The 18,121-nt window shown below is 51.3% G+C and carries 16 protein-coding genes; 4 read left to right on the plus strand and 12 right to left on the minus strand.

The window, feature by feature from the left end; translation table 11 throughout:
* Positions 1–8 precede the first annotated feature (8 nt).
* The 9 genes from TY10_RS21850 to TY10_RS21890 form a co-directional block, all read right to left on the minus strand.
* Positions 9–1,451: a nicotinate phosphoribosyltransferase gene (locus TY10_RS21850; protein ID WP_042168248.1), complete on the minus strand. Its 1,443-nt coding sequence runs from the start codon at positions 1,449–1,451 to the stop codon at positions 9–11.
* A gap of 72 nt (positions 1,452–1,523) precedes the next feature.
* Positions 1,524–2,318, minus strand: a complete 795-nt coding sequence (locus tag TY10_RS21855; protein WP_042168249.1) for an arylamine N-acetyltransferase family protein — start codon at positions 2,316–2,318, stop codon at positions 1,524–1,526.
* A 68-nt stretch (positions 2,319–2,386) separates the two neighbouring features.
* Positions 2,387–2,752: a zinc ribbon domain-containing protein gene (locus TY10_RS32325; RefSeq protein WP_337588379.1), complete on the minus strand. Its 366-nt coding sequence runs from the start codon at positions 2,750–2,752 to the stop codon at positions 2,387–2,389.
* Between the two features lie 136 nt (positions 2,753–2,888).
* A complete protein-coding gene (locus TY10_RS21865) occupies positions 2,889–3,572 on the minus strand; it encodes a TerC family protein (protein ID WP_042168252.1) in 684 nt (227 codons plus the stop codon).
* 183 nt (positions 3,573–3,755) lie between these two features.
* A complete protein-coding gene (locus tag TY10_RS21870) occupies positions 3,756–4,403 on the minus strand; it encodes an HAD family hydrolase (RefSeq protein ID WP_042168255.1) in 648 nt (215 codons plus the stop codon).
* 198 nt (positions 4,404–4,601) lie between these two features.
* Complete coding sequence (locus TY10_RS21875) at positions 4,602–5,672, minus strand: ABC transporter substrate-binding protein (protein ID WP_042168257.1); 1,071 nt, start codon at positions 5,670–5,672, stop codon at positions 4,602–4,604.
* The gene (locus TY10_RS21880) at positions 5,669–6,472 is read right to left on the minus strand and encodes an ABC transporter permease (RefSeq protein ID WP_081735423.1); all 804 of its coding nucleotides are present in this window, start codon (positions 6,470–6,472) and stop codon (positions 5,669–5,671) included. Before TY10_RS21880 ends, TY10_RS21875 begins: the two co-directional genes overlap by 4 nt.
* Positions 6,450–7,277 (minus strand): ABC transporter permease, encoded by an 828-nt coding sequence (locus TY10_RS21885; protein ID WP_042168263.1) that lies wholly within the window; start codon positions 7,275–7,277, stop codon positions 6,450–6,452. The genes TY10_RS21880 and TY10_RS21885 overlap by 23 nt, the downstream gene beginning before the upstream one ends.
* Entirely contained in the window at positions 7,267–8,403 is a 1,137-nt protein-coding gene (locus TY10_RS21890; protein ID WP_042168265.1) for an ABC transporter ATP-binding protein, read from the minus strand. Before TY10_RS21890 ends, TY10_RS21885 begins: the two co-directional genes overlap by 11 nt.
* A 327-nt stretch (positions 8,404–8,730) precedes the next feature.
* On the opposite strand from TY10_RS21890, the gene ytxJ reads away from it, so the two are divergent.
* From ytxJ to TY10_RS21910, 4 genes are all read left to right on the plus strand, one after another.
* Complete coding sequence (gene ytxJ, locus TY10_RS21895; protein ID WP_042168267.1) at positions 8,731–9,072, plus strand: bacillithiol system redox-active protein YtxJ; 342 nt, start codon at positions 8,731–8,733, stop codon at positions 9,070–9,072.
* Positions 9,073–9,225: 153 nt separating this feature from the next.
* Positions 9,226–10,827 (plus strand): sensor domain-containing diguanylate cyclase, encoded by a 1,602-nt coding sequence (locus TY10_RS21900; protein ID WP_042168269.1) that lies wholly within the window; start codon positions 9,226–9,228, stop codon positions 10,825–10,827.
* Between the two features lie 130 nt (positions 10,828–10,957).
* Entirely contained in the window at positions 10,958–13,111 is a 2,154-nt protein-coding gene (locus TY10_RS21905; protein WP_042168272.1) for a YhgE/Pip domain-containing protein, read from the plus strand.
* A gap of 117 nt (positions 13,112–13,228) precedes the next feature.
* The gene (locus tag TY10_RS21910) at positions 13,229–14,431 is read left to right on the plus strand and encodes an MFS transporter (protein WP_042168275.1); all 1,203 of its coding nucleotides are present in this window, start codon (positions 13,229–13,231) and stop codon (positions 14,429–14,431) included.
* A 156-nt stretch (positions 14,432–14,587) separates the two neighbouring features.
* Here TY10_RS21910 and TY10_RS21915 read toward each other — a convergent pair whose 3' ends face one another.
* The 3 genes from TY10_RS21915 to TY10_RS21920 all read right to left on the minus strand — a co-directional run bounded on the left by TY10_RS21915 (position 14,588) and on the right by TY10_RS21920 (position 18,118).
* Positions 14,588–15,739: a cation diffusion facilitator family transporter gene (locus tag TY10_RS21915; RefSeq protein ID WP_081735419.1), complete on the minus strand. Its 1,152-nt coding sequence runs from the start codon at positions 15,737–15,739 to the stop codon at positions 14,588–14,590.
* Between the two features lie 200 nt (positions 15,740–15,939).
* The gene (locus tag TY10_RS30015) at positions 15,940–16,074 is read right to left on the minus strand and encodes a DUF4023 family protein (protein ID WP_081735420.1); all 135 of its coding nucleotides are present in this window, start codon (positions 16,072–16,074) and stop codon (positions 15,940–15,942) included.
* 595 nt (positions 16,075–16,669) lie between these two features.
* Positions 16,670–18,118 carry an LLM class flavin-dependent oxidoreductase gene (locus TY10_RS21920; protein ID WP_081735421.1) on the minus strand — a complete coding sequence of 483 codons (1,449 nt, stop codon included), beginning with the start codon at positions 18,116–18,118 and terminating at the stop codon, positions 16,670–16,672.
* Positions 18,119–18,121: the final 3 nt, after the last annotated feature.

Below are 18,121 nucleotides of genomic sequence, written 5' to 3' on the forward strand. Positions count from 1 at the left end.
ATATTCGATTAGCGCTTGCTGTTCTGAATCAGATCCATTTTCAGCTGCCACGCCTTTTCGCTCAAATGAATGGCATACAGCTCTGGATTCAGCTTCCGCTGCACCTCCGGCTTGAACCTGGCCAGCTCCCGCTGGTGGAACGCACGGATTTGCTCCAGACTAGGAAGCTCATACACCAGCTCCCCTTTATCGATGACCCGGACGAGCAGCGGCACAGCCTCGTAATCCGTAACGACGCGGGAGATATAGGGGTGTACGGGGTCGAACAGCCTTAATGGCTCGCCCCGCACCATCTCATCCTCACCGCTAAGGGAGATATAATCGGCTTCCGCGAGGCCAGTGCTCCGGTCAACAATCCGGTAGACATCTTTGCGGCCAGGCGTAGATACTTTCTCCGGATTGTTCGACAGCTTAATCACCGGTATCCATTGCCCCTCACGCTCGCGGGCGGTCAGTTTGTACACGCCGCCAAGTGAAGGCTGATCGGCGGCTGTAATGAGCTGTGTGCCGACTCCCCAAGTGTCGATTCTCGCCCCTTGCGCCTTCAGGTTGAAGATCAGCGTCTCGTCGAGGTCATTCGATGCGACGATAGACACATAAGGCAGCCCCGCCGCGTCAAGACGCTTGCGGGCTTCCTTGGACAAGTAGGCAAGATCGCCGCTGTCGAGGCGGACTGCCGCCATCCGCTTGCCGATGCTCTCCAGCCAGCGGGCGGTATGAATGGCATTTTCCAGTCCGCTTTTGAGCGTATCGTAGGTATCAATGAGCAGCGTAACCCGATCCGGCAGCGCCTTCGCATAATTAAGGAATGCTTCCTCCTCGCTGTCATGTCCCTGCACCCAGGAGTGGGCATGCGTGCCCTTCGTCGGGATGCCGAACAACATGCCCGCATGCAGATTGGAGGTGGCATGGAAGCCAGCGATGTAGGTTGCTCTTGCTCCCCATACAGCGGCATCGGCCTCTTGCGCCCTTCGCGTGCCAAATTCCAGCAGCGTATCGCCCGCTGCGACCTGTACAATGCGGGATGCCTTCGTTGCGATCAGCGTCTGGTAGTTCATGAAGTTAAGCAACGCCGTCTCTACAAGCTGTGTCTCAAATACCGTTCCCTCTACCCGAATAAGCGGCTCGTTGGGGAACACAATTGCTCCTTCCTCCGCCGAGTGGAGTGTCCCTTTGAACTGAAACTGCCGGAGCAGCTCCAGAAAAGCAGGCTCATATTGTTCCTCCTGCTGTGACAGATAATGAAGCTCCTGCTCGTTAAAATGAAGCTCCCGGATATAATTGACGATCCGCTCTAGTCCAGCGAATACAGCATAGCCGTTGCCAAACGGCAGCTTGCGGAAGTAGGCCTCGAACACAGCGCCAGTATCGGCCGTGCCGTTTTTCCAATGGGCATACATCATATTAATCTGATATTTATCGGTATGCAGCGTTAGGCCGGAATCCGTCATGTTGCAGCACCTCTCTTGTTCAATTCCATCTTAACAGCATATCCAGCTTAAAGCGCCGTAAACGGCCCGTGATCAGTTAAGCTCGATTCCGAAATAGGTTCGCAAAGCATCCCGGTAGGCTTCATCGGTCTCCGGCTTGAACACCTGTACCCCGTCCGCCGTGAAAATCCGGAACTCCTCGCCCGCGATCGTAACTCGACCCTTTTCCGTTCGCAGAGCCGCTATCGCCAGCTGCTTGAAAATCGATTCCGGCGCATGCTCGCACCAGAACGAAGCCATCACATAATCCTTCGGCAGCTGAGGTTCCTCCGTGAACGAGTAAATTCGGTGCCACTCCCCGCCTTTCAGCTCACACAGCAGCCAGCCGAAATCGGCATCCCGCTCCATGCGGTACACCTCGGAGCCTTGCTGCTGCACTTCGAGCTCAATCATCCGCAGCGGTTTGCGGGGTACGATGCCGCCTACACCAACGTCACATAGATACCTATCCTCACCAAGCGTTACCTGCAAAATATGATGCCGCCGCTTCGGCGGCGTATCTGTCTCATCCCGCCAGAAGCGGCTGAAATAATGGACGACCTCAAAGCCAAGCTCAGCCAACAGCCAGCCGAATAACGCATTTAATTCGAAGCAGTAGCCGCCTCGCCGCCTCGTAACAATTTTATCGAACAAATGAGGAATTTCCAACGAAAGCGGTACGCCGTGCAAAATATCCAAGTTTTCATAGGGCACAGAATGAATATGGCATTCTTGCAGCCGGGACAATGTCTCAGCATTTACCCCAACATCTCCCGTATATCCAATCCTTTGCAAATAAGCGATAATGTCCGGCTGCAAATGCATCCGCTGTTGCGTGTCATTTGTCATCGTTGTTCTCCTCGCTATTCCGGAAGATAGACTTCTATAGGCATTATACCAGCAATTTATAATTGCATTTATCGGCCGAAAATAATATCAAGCACCGTACTCACAGAACCCGTCTTGCTTCCCCTAATAATGTCCGGGTTATAGACCTCCACAAAGCCGCAATTACAGCAGGAGACGAATAAATAATGATTGTATTGGATGTCGAAAAGCTTGCTCAGCCCCGTTCCCGTCATCGCAACCTCCTTCACCTCGCATTCATCATCTCCGCACTTGGCACAATGAAACTTATGTTGAATCATATCGATAAGCTCGGTCGAGCGCGGCAAGCCTTGTTCTTCTCCGCCTTCTTCCTCCTCATTCACCTCATTCTTGCATTCCGGACAGCTCCCGTCTTTACGAAGCTCTACCATCTCATGGCACCAAGGACATTTCATCACTGCAAATCCCCCTCTCTTTATCTGTTAAACGCTGCTTATATAGCAAAGGTTTCCATTAATTTGCTGTGACGTAAAAAAGCTGCGCTCCAACGCCTATCGCGCATGAGCACAGCTTTTATATACACCAATTCTGTTAGAGGCCTTCCGGCGCGTGATGCATCTCGCGTCTTTTCCCTAGTACCCGCCCTAGTACAACAACCAGTACGGCAAGCAATATCGGGACAACATAATGCCCTCCGGCAACAGGAAGCTCGAAAAAAGGTCCGATCCCCTTATCATTCTCCAGCATCTCGCCTGCAGTATAACCCAGAAGCGCCGCACCACCCCATACGATGATTGGGAACCGCTCCATAATTTTCATCAACAGCTGGCTGCCCCATACGATAAGAGGAATGCTGATTGCAAGCCCGATAATGATGAGTACAATATTGCCCTGCGCGGCGCCCGCAACGGCCAGCACATTGTCGAGACTCATGACGAGATCCGCAATAATGATTGTCTTCACAGCACCTGCCAGACCGACGCCCGGCTTCAGCTTATCCTCGCTGCCGTCATCCAGCAGCAGCTTCACCGCTATGTAAAGCAAAAGGATCCCGCCAATAACCTGTACGAAAGGCACCTTCAGTATCCATACCGCGACAAATGTCAAAGCGATGCGCAGCAGGACGGCGCCTGCCCCGCCCCATAACGTCGCTTTTTTCTGCTGCTGAGGCGGTAAATTCCGGCAGGCAAGTGCGATAACGACCGCATTGTCGCCGCTAAGCAAGACGTTAATGAGAATTAGCTTCAATAATCCGGTAATCAGCTCACTATCCATGTTGGGTGGCTCCAATCAATTGTATATAGTCGTAGAATCGGGAATGAAAAGGATACATGACCCTATCATACCCCTAAACTAAGGTCCCATAAACAATGAACCGGCAGCGCATGGCGTCGCTCTGCGTTCCAAAAGGGCGATCTTGCGCGAGGAATGAAGGCTGTTGCCTATTCATCCCGGAATTTAAAACCGGCTCCAATCCACCTCGGCTAGACTATCGGCGTGATAGTACAGAGGGGAGGCATCGAAGGCAAGAACCTTCGTCAGCTCGTTAGGCACGACTACACAGTGCATGCCGGCGGCAATTGCGGCTCTGGCACCATTTGGGGAATCCTCGATAGCGACCGCTTCAGCGGCTTCTACGCCGAGAGCTTCCAGCGCCTGCAGATAAAGTTCAGGATTCGGCTTGACCTCGGCGACATCGTCGGAAGTGCGAATACATTCGAAATAGTTGCGAATACCAAGCGAGGTCAAATATTTGTCCACCCATTTATAAGAGGAGCTGGACGCCAGACCGATCCGCAGCCCTTCTGCTCTAGCATGCTCCAGCAATTCGCGGATACCGGGACGTATTTCCTCGCGTTCCATCCTCGCTGTGTGTTCCAGATGGATGGCCTGCTTGAATGATTGCTTATCGATCTGAATACCATGCTCGGTTGATAAATATTCATAGGGATTGAAACCATCGTTGTTCGTGCCTATACAGCTGGAGTACAGCTCCAGCGACAGCTCAACGCCATGCTGCTTATATGCGTCACGGAAAGCGTAATACCATGGCGTTTCCGTATCAAGAATCGTGCCGTCGAAATCAAAAATAATCGCTTTAATCATACCATCAGCCCCTTAAGTTTTTGTGCGAGAGTCCCTCGGCAATAAGCTTAGGAATGAGAATTATCCTAACCAAACGGTAGCATTGTTCAAAAGTTTTAGTCAAGGTGCCAGCTATCAGCTTCTCTTAACTGAAAAAACCGCCGTACGCAGTGAAGCCGAATGGGCCTTCCTTTCCGCGTACGACGGCTTAGCCATCGTCTATTTGCGATGCATTTTAAACTCCAGAAACAGCTCATTATAATGCGACAGCATTCGTTTGCCGAGGTTCTCGTAAACCTCCAGCTTGGAGGTCAACTCCTTGTTCGGGTAGAATCGCTCGTCGCCCGCAACGTCCGCCGGCAAATATTCCAGCGCCTTGGCGTTAGGCGTAGAGTAGCCTACATATTCGGCATTTTGCGCGGCATGCTCGGGATCAAGCATAAAGTTGATGAAGGCATGCGCGCCTTCGATATTTTTAGCCGTCTTCGGAATGACCATGTTGTCGAACCACAGATTCGAGCCTTCCTTCGGCACCACGTAATCCAGCTTCTCATTCTCGCTCATAATTTCCGAAGCATCGCCCGACCAGACGAGGCCCACTGCCGCTTCCTCATTCGCAAGCAGCATCTTGATCTCGTCGCCAACAATAGCCTTCACGTTCGGGGTCAGCGTCCCCAGCTTCGTTTTGGCTTCCTGCAAGTGGGCTTCTTCGGTATCGTTCAGCGAATAATGCAGGCTGTTCAAGCCCATGCCAATTACTTCACGAGCGCCGTCGAGCAGCAGGATCTGATTGCGCAGGCTCTCGTCCCACAGGTCATTCCAGCTCTCGAACTTCAAATCCGTCAGATCGGGATTGAACACGATACCGACTGTCCCCCAGAAATAAGGAATCGAATATTTATTGTCCTCATCAAAGGACAAATCCAGGAAGCTCGGATCGATATACTGCAAATTCGGAAGCTTGGAATGGTCCAGCGGCAGCAGCAGCCCTTCTTCTTTCATTTTGCTAATCGCATATTCAGAAGGAATGCTGACGTCGAACGTCGTGCCGCCTTGTGCGATTTTCGTCATCATCGCTTCGTTGGAATCGAATGTCTGATAGATGACTTTCATTCCGTTCTCCTTCTCGAATTCCTTGAGCAGCTCGGGGTCGATATAATCGCCCCAGTTGTAGATTGTGAGCGTGTTGCCGCTCGTATAGCCTTGGCTGGAATTCAAATAAGCGGTCAGATACATCATCCCCGCAGACACGATAAGAACAGCGGCGAAAAGCCGTACCAGCTGCTTCATCTTCTTCCCTCCCCTACGGCCGTAGAGCGGTTATTCCGCTGATTCAAGAAATAATAGCCGATTACGAGTACGATCGTGAACAGGAAGATCAGCGTCGACAGGGCGTTAATGGACAAGGAGATCCCCTGACGGGCCCGTGAATAAATTTCGACCGACAGCGTGGAGAACCCGTTGCCCGTCACGAAAAACGTTACCGCGAAATCATCCAGCGAGTAAGTTAACGCCATGAAAAATCCGGCGAACACGCCTGGCTTGATGTAAGGCATAATGACCTTCGTCAGCACATTCCAGCTGCTTGCCCCGAGATCGCGCGCGGCGTCAATCAGCGTCGGACTCATTTCCTGCAGCTTCGGCAGCACCATGATGACGACGATCGGGACGCTGAATGCAATATGCGACAGCAATACCGACGTGAAACCCAGCTTAATGCCGATAATCGTAAACAGGATTAAAAACGAAGCGCCGATAATAACGTCCGGGCTGACGATCAAGACGTTGTTAAGCGCCAGCAGCGTGTTTTTCGGCTGATGCTTGCGAATGTAATGAATCGCAAGTGCGCCTGCGATGCCGAGTATCGTCGAGATAACAGACGATAACAGCGCAATAACGAATGTGTTGAGCACGATGATCAGAAGCCGCGTATCCGCAAACACTTCCTTATACCAGTCCAGCGTAAAGCTTTCGAAATTGCGCATCGAGCCACCGGAATTAAACGAGTAGAACAATAAATAGAAAATGGGCGCGTACAACACGACGAATACAGCGACCAAATATAGATTAGACAGCTTTCTTCTTGCCATCATCCTGCAGCCCTCGCTTTCTGCTTCCCGTCAGCAGCATAATGACCGCCATCGCGATAATGAGGAAGACGGCGATCGTCGCCCCCATCCCCCAATCCTGCGTCACGAGAAAATGCTGTTCGATCGCCGTTCCGAGTGTAATAACCCGGTTGCCGGCGATAAGCCGCGTAATCATAAAGAGCGACAGCGCCGGAATGAATACGGCTTGGCACCCTGACTTCACCCCGCTCAGCGTAAGCGGGAATACGACACGGCGAAACGTCGTCCATGGGGAAGCGCCCAGATCACGTGCCGCATAGATTAACGATGGATTCAGCTCTTCAAGCGAATTGAAGATCGGAAGAATCATAAACGGGATAAAGATATATACCGATACGAACACAAAGCTGAAATCGGTAAACAAAATTTGTTGTGTGCCGATGCCGACCAGTTCCAGTACGCTGTTCACAAAGCCGTATGTCCCGAACAGCCCGAGGAAAGCGTAAGCTTTCAACAGCAGATTGATCCAGCTCGGCAAAATGATAAGCAGCAGCCATAACTGCTTATGCTTTGTCTTCGTCAGCAAGTAAGCCGCTGGATAAGCCACGAGCAAGGAAAACGCGGTAATGAGAAACGCATACCAGAAGGAGCTCAGCGTCATCTGCATATAGACCGGCGTGAAAAACTTCGCATAATTGCTGAAGGTAAATTGGCCTTCCACATTAAAGAGCGAGTAGTACACGATCAGCACGATCGGCGCGATAACGAACAAGGCGATCCACAGCAAATACGGTACGAGGTAAATATTGCGCGTTCTAGCGTTCATCGCGAGCCTCACCGCTTAAGCCATCTTCATGCTCGCTATCGCTGTAAGCATCCAGCCGCTTGTCGAATTCTTCTTCCGTCTCGTTGAACCGCATAACGTGAATCGCTTCCGGGTCAAATACTAAGCCGATCTGCTCGCCGACAGATGCTTTTTTCGTTGAATGAACCAGCCACTCATTGTCCGCTTCATCATAGCAGCTGATTTCGTAGTGGACGCCCCTGAACAGCTGCGAATCAACCCGCACCTTCAGCTTGCCTTGATCGAGAGTCGTAATCTCCAAGTCTTCCGGACGGATCACAATTTCGACCGGCTCGTTCGGGTTCAGCCCTTGGTCGACGCATTCAAACGACTTGCCCGCAAACTCGACCTCAAAGTCCTGCTTCATACGGCCCGCTACAATATTCGATTCTCCGATAAAATCGGCGACAAAGCGGTTAATCGGCTCGTCATAAATATCGTTCGGAGTGCCGCTTTGCTCAATAATGCCGTTGTTTAAGACGAATATTTCATCCGACATCGCCAGCGCTTCCTCCTGGTCATGTGTAACAAAAATGAATGTAATGCCAAGGCGGCGCTGCAGCTCCCGCAGCTCATACTGCATCTCTGTCCGCAGCTTCAGATCAAGTGCCGACAGTGGCTCATCCAGCAAAATAATTTCCGGTTCATTCACAATCGCCCGTGCAATCGCGACCCGCTGCTTTTGGCCGCCGGACATTTCCGTAATCTCCCGCGTCTCGTAGCCCTCCAGATTGACGAACCGGAGCGCTTCTTTCACTTTCGTGGTAACAACATCGTTTTTCAGCTTCTTGATACGCAGGCCAAAGGCCACGTTCTCGAACACATTCAAGTGCGGGAACAACGCATAATCCTGAAATACAGTATTCACTTGCCTTTCATTGGCGGGAACACGATTAATCACTTTCCCGTTAAAATAAATTTGGCCTGCCGATGGTTCGATGAAACCGGCAATGAGCCGCAGTATGGTCGTTTTGCCGCAGCCTGACGGTCCCAGAAGCGTGTAGAATTTGCCTCGCTCAATCTCGAAGCTGACATTCTTTAATACGACCGTTTCATCGTCATATCGCTTGGTTACCCCTTCAAATCGAATGATGGATTGCTCCTGCATCCTCCCGCACCTCACTTCTATGGAATAATAGGATATTAAACCTATGTAGCGCTTCTGCTATCACTAACGTTTACTTTCAGCATTTGATTATACATGAAGAATACCATCTGCAAACGACAATTTTATAGAAAAAACGAGGAATTTTCATCCTGCTGTTCAAATATTATTTTATCGCAAAGATTTTGCATCAATTTGGCTCCAAATGCTCATAGTTAGCTTATTAATCCGATCGCATAGAAGTGACTTTTGCTTGGCGTAGCGCTATAATACATACAAGCATTAAGTTGCTTTTCACATCACATCACAGACGGCAAAGGAGTGTTAACGATGGCACAATATCGTGAAATAGATTCCATTGAACAATGGAACGAGGCTTTGAAGGGTTCAACCGAGCGTCCGCTCGTTGTATTCAAACACAGCACTACTTGTCCGGTCAGCGCCAATGCGCACCGCGAGTTTCAAGAGTATTTGGACAGCAATGCGCGCGAGGATGCCGATTATGTTCTCGTTAAAGTCATTGAATCCCGTCCGGTTTCGAATCAAATTGCTGAAGATACAGCAGTAACACACGCATCTCCGCAAATCATGCTCGTTCAGAACAAAGAAAAAGTGTGGACGACTTCCCACTGGGCGATCACGAAAGAGCATATTACAGCTGTTTTGGATTAATATAGACGAAAGCCGCGAAGGCCAATGGCCTTCGCGGCTTTTTTTTGCCTGCGAACAAATTAGGACGATAGATCGAAACTTCCGACAAAAAGTGATACACTATTGGAAGTTTACGAGAGATATGGTATCCAATGATAACCTAAGGAGTCTGTGATGATCCCTACGATCCGGCCGCGAAAAGGCTTTAAACTATCGACTATTATTTCATTTGTCGTCATTATGTCTGTCATCGTTACCTTGGTCATAAGCACCAGAGTCGGCTATCACGCCGAGAAAACTTCATTATTCAACAACACGATTGAATTGAATCAAATTGCGGCTACCAACCTGAGCAATACGACACAATCGTTAATAAATGAAATGAGAGAAAGCTTGAGCGTAACGGCCAATTATTTCTCCGACATGCCATTAACGGATGAGTCCGTACTGTCGCAGCTGGATTTCTTCATGGGAACGAGCCCCTACTTCAACTCGCTCTCCATCGCTGACAGCAATGGCGTCATTATCTCGACCTCACCCAACACGCTGGGGCTGATCGGCAGCAAGCTCACTTCAGCTGCCGCCCGGCAGGCGCTGGAGCAGAAAAAGCCGCTCATATCCGAGCCGTACATAGCCATGACTAAAAGGATGATCGTGCTTGTCAGCCATCCGATCTTCGATTCAAAGGGCAACTATAGAGGATTTGTCGGCGGCTCGATCTATTTGCAGCAGCCGAACATTTTCCAAAACATATTAGGCATACAGGAGCAGAACAGCAGCGGCTCCTATTATTATGTTGTCGATGCTTCGGGCAAGCTTATTTTTCATCCCAATAAAGAGCGGATCGCAGAGGTTGTCAGTGATAATCCCGTCGTGAAGAAGCTGATGGCCGGCGAGTCCGGTCAGCAAAAGGTAATCAATTCCAAAGGAATTACCTTCCTTGCCGGCTATGCGCCAGTCGAATCGGTTGGCTGGGGCATCGTCTCGCAAACGCCTGTCGATCATGTCGCATTGACAGCGAGAAACGTCATTGAGCAGATGCTGCTCTTCTCAGCTCCATTTCTGATCGTGCTGCTCATCGCGTCGCTGTGGCTGTCTGGTATGCTCGCTAAGCCATTGAATCGTCTGGCGAACTACGCATCACATCTGTCCCACGGAGACGATACGCTGATGCCGCTGCCGCCCGTCGTGTTCTGGAATTACGAAGCGAACCAATTAAACAGTACGGTCGCGCTGGCCTTCAGCAAGCTGAGGCAAAAAACAGCCGAGCTGTCGGTAGAAGCGCAGACCGATCCGCTAACCGGACTGACGAATCGCAGAACGCTGAATGCCATCACCGCTTTATGGAAGCAGCAGCAGGTTCCTTTTTCAATTATTATGATGGACCTCGATCACTTCAAAAGCGTCAACGACGTTCATGGCCACCATATGGGAGATGAAGTGCTGCGGACGCTCGCGGAAATTCTGAAAAGCGAGAAGCGTGAGTCTGACTATTGCTGCCGTTACGGCGGCGAGGAATTTACGATGCTTCTGCCGCACACAACGGACTACGAAGCCTATCAGGTGGCGGAGCGTATCCGCAGCAGAATGGAAAATGCGATAACACCTATTTCTCAACGGGTGACGCTCTCACTGGGCGTGGCGACTTATCCTGTTGATGCAGAGGAATTGACTGCAATGTTCAACTACGCTGATAAGGCGCTCTATCAGGCGAAGCATGAGGGCCGTAACCGTACGGTCATCTACAGCAAGATGAGCAAAGTTTTAATGAAATAATTACTTTCAAGGCTGTTCGCGAGGTATCCGCCTCCGGGCAGCCTTTTTTATTTGACCCTGCTTGCCAGCGTTCGTATTTTCCAGTCGCCTATCAGCCATACTAACCGGAAAATAACGCCAGGAGGCCGGCATGAAATCAATCTTCCGCTTATACGCCCGTGATCTATCAGGCATCGTCCGCAATTGGGCGGCCATCATTACGCTGCTTGGACTCATCTGCCTCCCTTCCCTTTACGCCTGGTTCAATATCGAAGCCTCTTGGGACCCCTATGGCAATACGAGCGGTCTGGCTGTTGCCGTCGCTAACAACGATGAAGGCGCTGCGCTGCGCGGTACACCACTCAATGCCGGGGCAGGGGTCATCGACTCATTGAAGTCAAACCATAAGATAGGCTGGGTGTTCGTTGACGAGAAAAAGGCGCTTAAGGGCGTCAAGCACGGCGACTACTATGCGAGCATTGTCATTCCGGCGGATTTCTCCGCGAAAATCGCGACCGTCCTTAACGACAAGCCCGAACAATCGGCAATTGAATATTATGTGAATGAGAAAATCAATGCCGTCTCTCCGAAAATTGCTGCTTCCGGCGCCAACGGCATTATCCAAGAAATACGCAATACGTTCATTAAAACGGCTAACGGAGCAATCTTCACTCTGTTAAACGAGGTTGGCTTGGAGCTGGAGCAGGAACGGCCAACGATCGAGAATACCCGTGATCTTGTGCTAAAGCTTGAGAAGCTGTTTCCGGAAATCAACGCAGCCGTCAATACGGCTTCCACGGACGCCGGCAAAGCGGAGACGATCGTTGCCAAGGCGCAAGCAGCGCTGCCGGATGCCGTTAAGCTCGTGAAAGACGGACAGCAATTGTCGGAAAAGCTGGGCAGCCTGCTGACGGACAGCTCCAAAGCGCTGACACAAGCCGCCCCTTCGATCAAGCAAGACCTTCAATTATTAAACCAGACTGCCAAAGCTGCGGTGGATTTGACGGATGCACTGAAAAATGGGGAGCTGGACCCCGAAGCGGCGAAAACAGCACTGACTGCCATAGCAGGCAAGCTCGCTACAGCGGAACGAGTCGCAGGCAGCGCCGCCTCCTTATTCGGCCAGCTTGCTGATACGACCGGCAGCAGCAGGCTGGCATCGGTCGGAAGCAAGCTGAAGCAGGCGCAAAGCCGCTTCGCACAGGCGAAGACAACAGCGACGCAAATTGCGCAGGCTATTGACCGCGGCGAAGAACCCGCTGCCCAGCTTATCGCGAATCTGCATGATGCAGCAGCAGAAGCTTCTTCACTGCTGGATGGCATCCTTGCCAAATATGATAGCGAGATCGTGCCGGGCATCGAGCAAGGACTTGCCAAGGCGCAAGCCGCCGCCCAGAAAGCGAACAGCGTGCTGAAGCAGACCGCAGCCGATATGCCGGATGTGGAGAAAATATTGAAGGACGCGGCCATTGGACTAACCTTTGGCAAGGAAGCGCTCGTGGAAATAAAAAAGCGAATGCCCAACGCGGAGCAGAAAGTCAAAGGGCTGGCCGATCGTATCCGTCAGCTAGAGAAAGAGGGCAGTCTGGACGAGGTCATCGATCTGCTTCGCAACAATGCGCAGCGGGAGAGCGCCTTTTTCGCCGAGCCCGTCGTCTTGAATGAAAACCGGCTGTATCCCATCCCGAACTATGGCTCGGCGATGTCCCCTTTCTTCTCGACGCTGTCGATCTGGGTCGGAGCGTTGCTTCTCGTTTCCCTGCTATCGGCTGATCCTCATCCCGCTGAAGGGGAAAATTTAAAAAGCTATCAAGTTTACTTCGGCCGCTACCTCACCTTTCTGACGATATCGCTGCTGCAATCCGTTCTGATTACGACGGGCGATATTTGGGTGCTTGGCACTTATGTGGTCGACAAGCTGGCGTTCGTTCTATTCGGATTGCTAATCAGCATCGTCTTTATGCTGATCGTCTACACGCTTGTATCAGTATTCGGCAATGTGGGCAAGGCGCTTGCCATCGTACTGCTCGTCCTCCAACTGGCTGGCTCCGGAGGGACGTTCCCGATTCAGGTGACGCCTCCTTTCTTTCAAGCCATTCATCCCTATCTGCCGTTCACTTACGCAATCAGCATCATGCGCGAAGCGGTCGGCGGCATTTTGTGGGACATCGTCTGGCGTGATTTGTTCTGGCTTGGCATTATCGCCGGCATCGCGCTTGTTGTCGGATTGGCGCTCAAAAAAATCATCAACCGCGCTTCTGCCGGCTTCCTCGGCAAAGTAAAGGAAAGCGATCTGATTCATTGATGTGCGGCAGGGCCTCCTTGCCCAATTTTCTCAAAAACATAGAGATTCTGTGTCGATAGGTTTACAATGGAGGGGCACTAGTGACCAAATTCAACCGCCCCCTGGGAAGTGACGACAATGGAGTTTTCGTGGAAACGCAATTTAATCGTGCTGTGGATCGGGGTCTTTTTCTGCAGCACCGCCTATTCAATATCGATACCGTTCATCCCGCTTTTTCTGAACACCGAGCTTGGTGTGGAGCGGCATCTGGAGACGTGGTCGGGCATCGCATTCGGCATTACATTTCTCGCCAGCGCTCTGATTTCTCCTTATTGGGGATCACTTGCTGACAAATACGGCCGCAAGCCTATGCTAATGCGTTCTGGCTTCAGTCTGGCGGCGCTTTACTTTCTTACCTACTTCATTCATGATCCGTACTTGTTTCTTATTCTGCGGATTTTCCAAGGACTGCTAGCAGGTTATGTGCCCGCGGCGATCGCAATGGTTGCGACCAACACGCCCGAGGAGAAAACCGGCTATGCGCTTGGCATCATGGCAACGTCAGGTGCCACCGGGGGCATTATGGGGCCGCTTATCGGCGGCCTTGTCAGCCACTCCATCGGCTACCGGGAATCGTTTATTTTCTCCGGTTTTGTAGTGCTCGTTGCCGCCTTAATTGCAACCTTCTTCGCCCATGAGAAAAACTTCAACCGCTCGGCTCCGCGCTCATCGGTCCGGGAAGATCTCAAGCATGCGATGGAAAATCGGACGTTTCTGACACTCCTTATCCTCGCTGGACTTGCCACCTTCTCGGTCATGATTCTGGAGCCGTTGCTGACTGTATATGTCTTGCAGCTTGGAGCCAGCCGCAGCGAAGCGTCGCTGCAATCGGGTATCGTATTCTCTGCTGTCGGCATCGCAACCTTGATCGCCGCCCCGCAGTGGGGCAAGATCGGCTCGCGCATCGGCTTTTCCAAGGTGCTGTTCATCGGATTAATTGGCGGCGGTATCGGCAACTGCCTGCAGTTTTTCGTCGGCCATTTCGCCGAATTCGGCGCCCTTCGCTTCATCTATGGCTTGTTTTTCGCCGGGGTCTACCCTGCGGTCAATGCCATGATCGTGAAGGTAACGGAACCCTCGTTCCGCGGCCGGGCCTTCAGCCTGAACCAATCGGCAACCCAATTTGCCACGATGCTCGGCCCCGTTATCGGCGGCGTGCTGGGCGGCGTTATCCCGATCCGCTGGGTGTTCGTCCTCAATGGCATTATCCTCTTAACGGCCGCCTTTCTTCTCCGGAAGCAGCATATGGAGGAAAAACTTCATGCCCCTAGCGGCACCTGAGGCGCGTGCGGGAAAATAAACATAGTTGAAAACAAGCCATATAAACGACATCGCTGACGATGTTCTCGTTTATATGGCTTGTTTGATTTTACATGGACCTATCGTCCCCTTGAACAATTCGGAAGCGCAATGGCCTGGAACGTTGGTTGACGTCAATTATACCTTCAATTCCATGTGCCGGATGACGGAGCTCTCCACCTGAATCGTTGAATGCTGGATGCTGAACTTCTCCTCAACGAGTCGGATCGCTGCTTGCAGTACAGCTTGGCAGTCGACGCCATCTTCAACGAGCACATGACAGCTCAGAGAATCCAGTCCGGAAGTAATCGTCCAAATATGCAGATCATGCACATCAACAACACCTTCAATACCGCCAAGCGCCGCTTTTACCTCCTTATGATTGACCGCTGCAGGCGTTCCTTCCATTAAAATATGAAGTGTGTGCTTAATGACACTCCAGGCGCTTTTCAAGATCAGCAGCGCAACGACGACAGATATGATTGGATCGGCAATATTCCAACCGAATAACAGCATTAACAATCCTGCAACTATCGCGCCAACCGAACCCAGTGCATCACCAAGCACGTGCAGATAAGCGCTTTTTACGTTCAGATTGTTGTGAACATCACCTTTGCGGGTCAGCGCCCATGCGCTTGCGAGGTTAGCCAGTAATCCAACAATGGCAATCAACATCATGGACAAGCTGGATACCTCAGGCGGATCAGCAAACCTGCCGATTGCCTCGTAGACGATAAATCCCGCGATGACGAACAAAGTAATGCCATTAAATAATGCCGCTAATATTTCGAACCGGTAAAAGCCGTAGGTTTTATCCGGAGAAGCCGGACGAGAAGCGAACCAGACGGCCACCAGACTTAGAATTAGCGCACCAACATCGCTCAGCATATGCCCCGAATCGGCAAGCAGCGCCAAGCTATTCGTTATGAGACCGCCGAAAAACTCCAAAAACATGATGCCGCCCGTAATAACAAGCGCAATAATTAATCCCGTTTTATTGCCGCTGGCATCATAGTGATGGTGGCTATGTCCGCCATGGCTATGGCCGTGATGATCGTGACCTTGGTGACTGTGATTAGAGTCGCTATGATCGTGGTTGTTATAATCATGGTTGCTATGATTATTATGGTCGTGGTCACTATGATCATCTTCGTGGTTGTGATTGAAGTCTGTATGTTCCTCCCCTTTATAGATGACCCCGTTTCCCTCTCCAGAAGAACGTTGTCCTCCTTTTTCATCGTTCTGTCCTTCTATGCCGCCTATTCCTGATTTGTGTTGATCCTCAGCCATCGTTCATTCCCCCCTGCCTAACCATGCATTGTATTATAGAAGCTATTTTATGAATTCATTCAAATTAACATATGAGCAACTATTCATATGTTAATAATGCCTTACATTTCATCTATTGTCAACTATCACATGCACCGCAAGCTAAAGCTTGCCTGAACCGCCGAAGGTATCAGCTGTTAGACAAGCTTTAACGAAGATAGCTATGGATTATTGGTATGCTTTTTGTTTGCGAGCTTTCCCGTCGGTTTGCCTTTGCCGAAATGCTCCTTGTTTTTCTGCTGCTTTTGCTGCGTTTCCTGTATCTTGGATACAAATTCATTTGTTGAATCGCTCATGCGGACACTCCCTCCTTTACCATAAGTAGGTTTTCCGCCCGCTCCAAACTTATTCGTCGTCTACACCACAGTTTGCTGTGTCCCATCAGTATCTGCAGCTACTTGTTAGCCAAAATAGCACCTTATGCCGACTCTTTACTAAGCCTAATCGCCATCAAAATGCAAAAGTGCATTTTGATGAGCTGAAAACCCCCACTTTATGCCTTCAAAATGTAAAAGTGCATTTCAAAAGGGCAAAAATGGCCGATTATCGCTAAAATCGCTCAATCCACCTGCACTTTTGCATTTTGAGGGCGGAAATCGACTAAAACGGCGCATTCAAAATGTATTTTTGCATTTTGATCAAGAAAATCTAAGGTTACTTTGAGTTTCTGCACCATATGAGCCATTCGCTAACTATAGAGTGAGCGCAGCCAGCCGCATCATCGGCAACGCTCTGTAGCTGCCGGAACGCGAAAAGACCATTGCGGAAGAGCAATCCCCTCCCACAATGGTCTCTTGGCATTTCACACAGTAAACTTTAGCGCTCGCCTTTAGCCTGCATATTGCGCAGTCTCATCAGCTATAGCAATCGAAAACCTGCTTTTTTCTCAACCTAACCTGCGCCGCCCGTTTCACTCGCGCCAACAGCTGTTACTTCTGAGCCAATTACACTGTCTCCGACCGTTCCTGATCCAACTGTTTCTGCTCCAGCTGCTGCTGCCGAGCGCTCATGGCTCGCCTGAAAGTGGCGGATGCCCGGGCGCTCCAGCCCGAGATGCTCGCGAAGCGTGCTTCCCGCGTATTCTGTGCGGAACAGCCCCCGCTGCTGCAAAATCGGCACGACATGATCGACGAATTCGTCGAGGTTGCCCGGCAGCACCGGCGGCATAATATTGAAGCCGTCGCAGCCGTACTCCTCGAACCAGAGCTGCATGAAGTCGGCCAGCTGCTCATAGGTGCCGACGAACTGCATATGGCCCCTAGCGCCAAGCAAGCGCCCGCCCAGCTCCTGAAGCGACAGGCGCTCATTGCGCGCCATATCCATGATGAGCTGCACACGGCTCTTCATGCCGTTGGTCGCTTCCACCGGATCGGGAATGTCCGGGAGCTGCCCGTCAACCGGGTAACCGGACAGATCGAAGTTCAGCAAAGCCGAGAGCATTCCGACGATCATGCTGGGCGGAATGAGCGCTTGAAGCTCCTTATACTTCCGCTGCGCTTCCTCCTCCGTCGCTCCGATAATCGGCGATAGGCCCGGCATAATTTTCATGCTGCCTTGCGGCCTTCCGTATGTGGCAAGCTTGCTTTTCACACTGCCGTAGAATACTTGCGCCGCCTCCAGCGACTGCTGCGCAGTGAAGATAACCTCCCCGAACGCCGCGGCAAAATCCTGTCCCGGCCCGGAGGAGCCGGCCTGAATCAGCACCGGATAGCCTTGCGGCGGACGCGGTACGTTCAGCGCACCTTTCGTCGAATACCACTGCCCCTTATATTCGGTCTCCTTCACCTTCGAGCCATCGGCGAAGATCCCTGCGTCCCGATCGATAACGAGCGCTTGATCCTCCCATGTATCCCAGAGCCGGGTAACAACCTCGACGAATTCACGCGCCATCTCATAGCGCAAGCCGTGCTCCGGATGCTTATCCCTGCCGTAGTTGAACGCTTCAGTATCCAGCTGCGAAGTGACGATGTTCCAGCCTGCGCGTCCTTCACTAATATGATCCAGCGATGCAAATTTTCTCGCCACATTGTAGGGCTCATTATAAGTGGTCGATACAGTCGCCGTAAGCCCTAGCTTTTCGGTCACCGTCGACAGCGCCGCCAGCAATTGCACAGGCTCGAGCATGCCCGAAGCCGAATCCTCAACGCCGCGAACATAGAGCAAATCCGCCAGAAACATCATATCGAACTTGCCGCGTTCAGCTGTTTGCGCCAGCCTTTTATAAAACTTGAAGTCAAACAGCCCTTCAGCACCCGATTCCGGATGACGCCAGCCGAAATGATGATGACCGCTATAATAGATAAACGCACCCAAATGAAGCTGCTCGTTTCTTTTCCCCATCGT

It is taken from the genome of Paenibacillus gorillae, from assembly GCF_000513275.1.
In the GTDB taxonomy this organism is placed as follows: domain Bacteria; phylum Bacillota; class Bacilli; order Paenibacillales; family Paenibacillaceae; genus Pristimantibacillus; species Pristimantibacillus gorillae.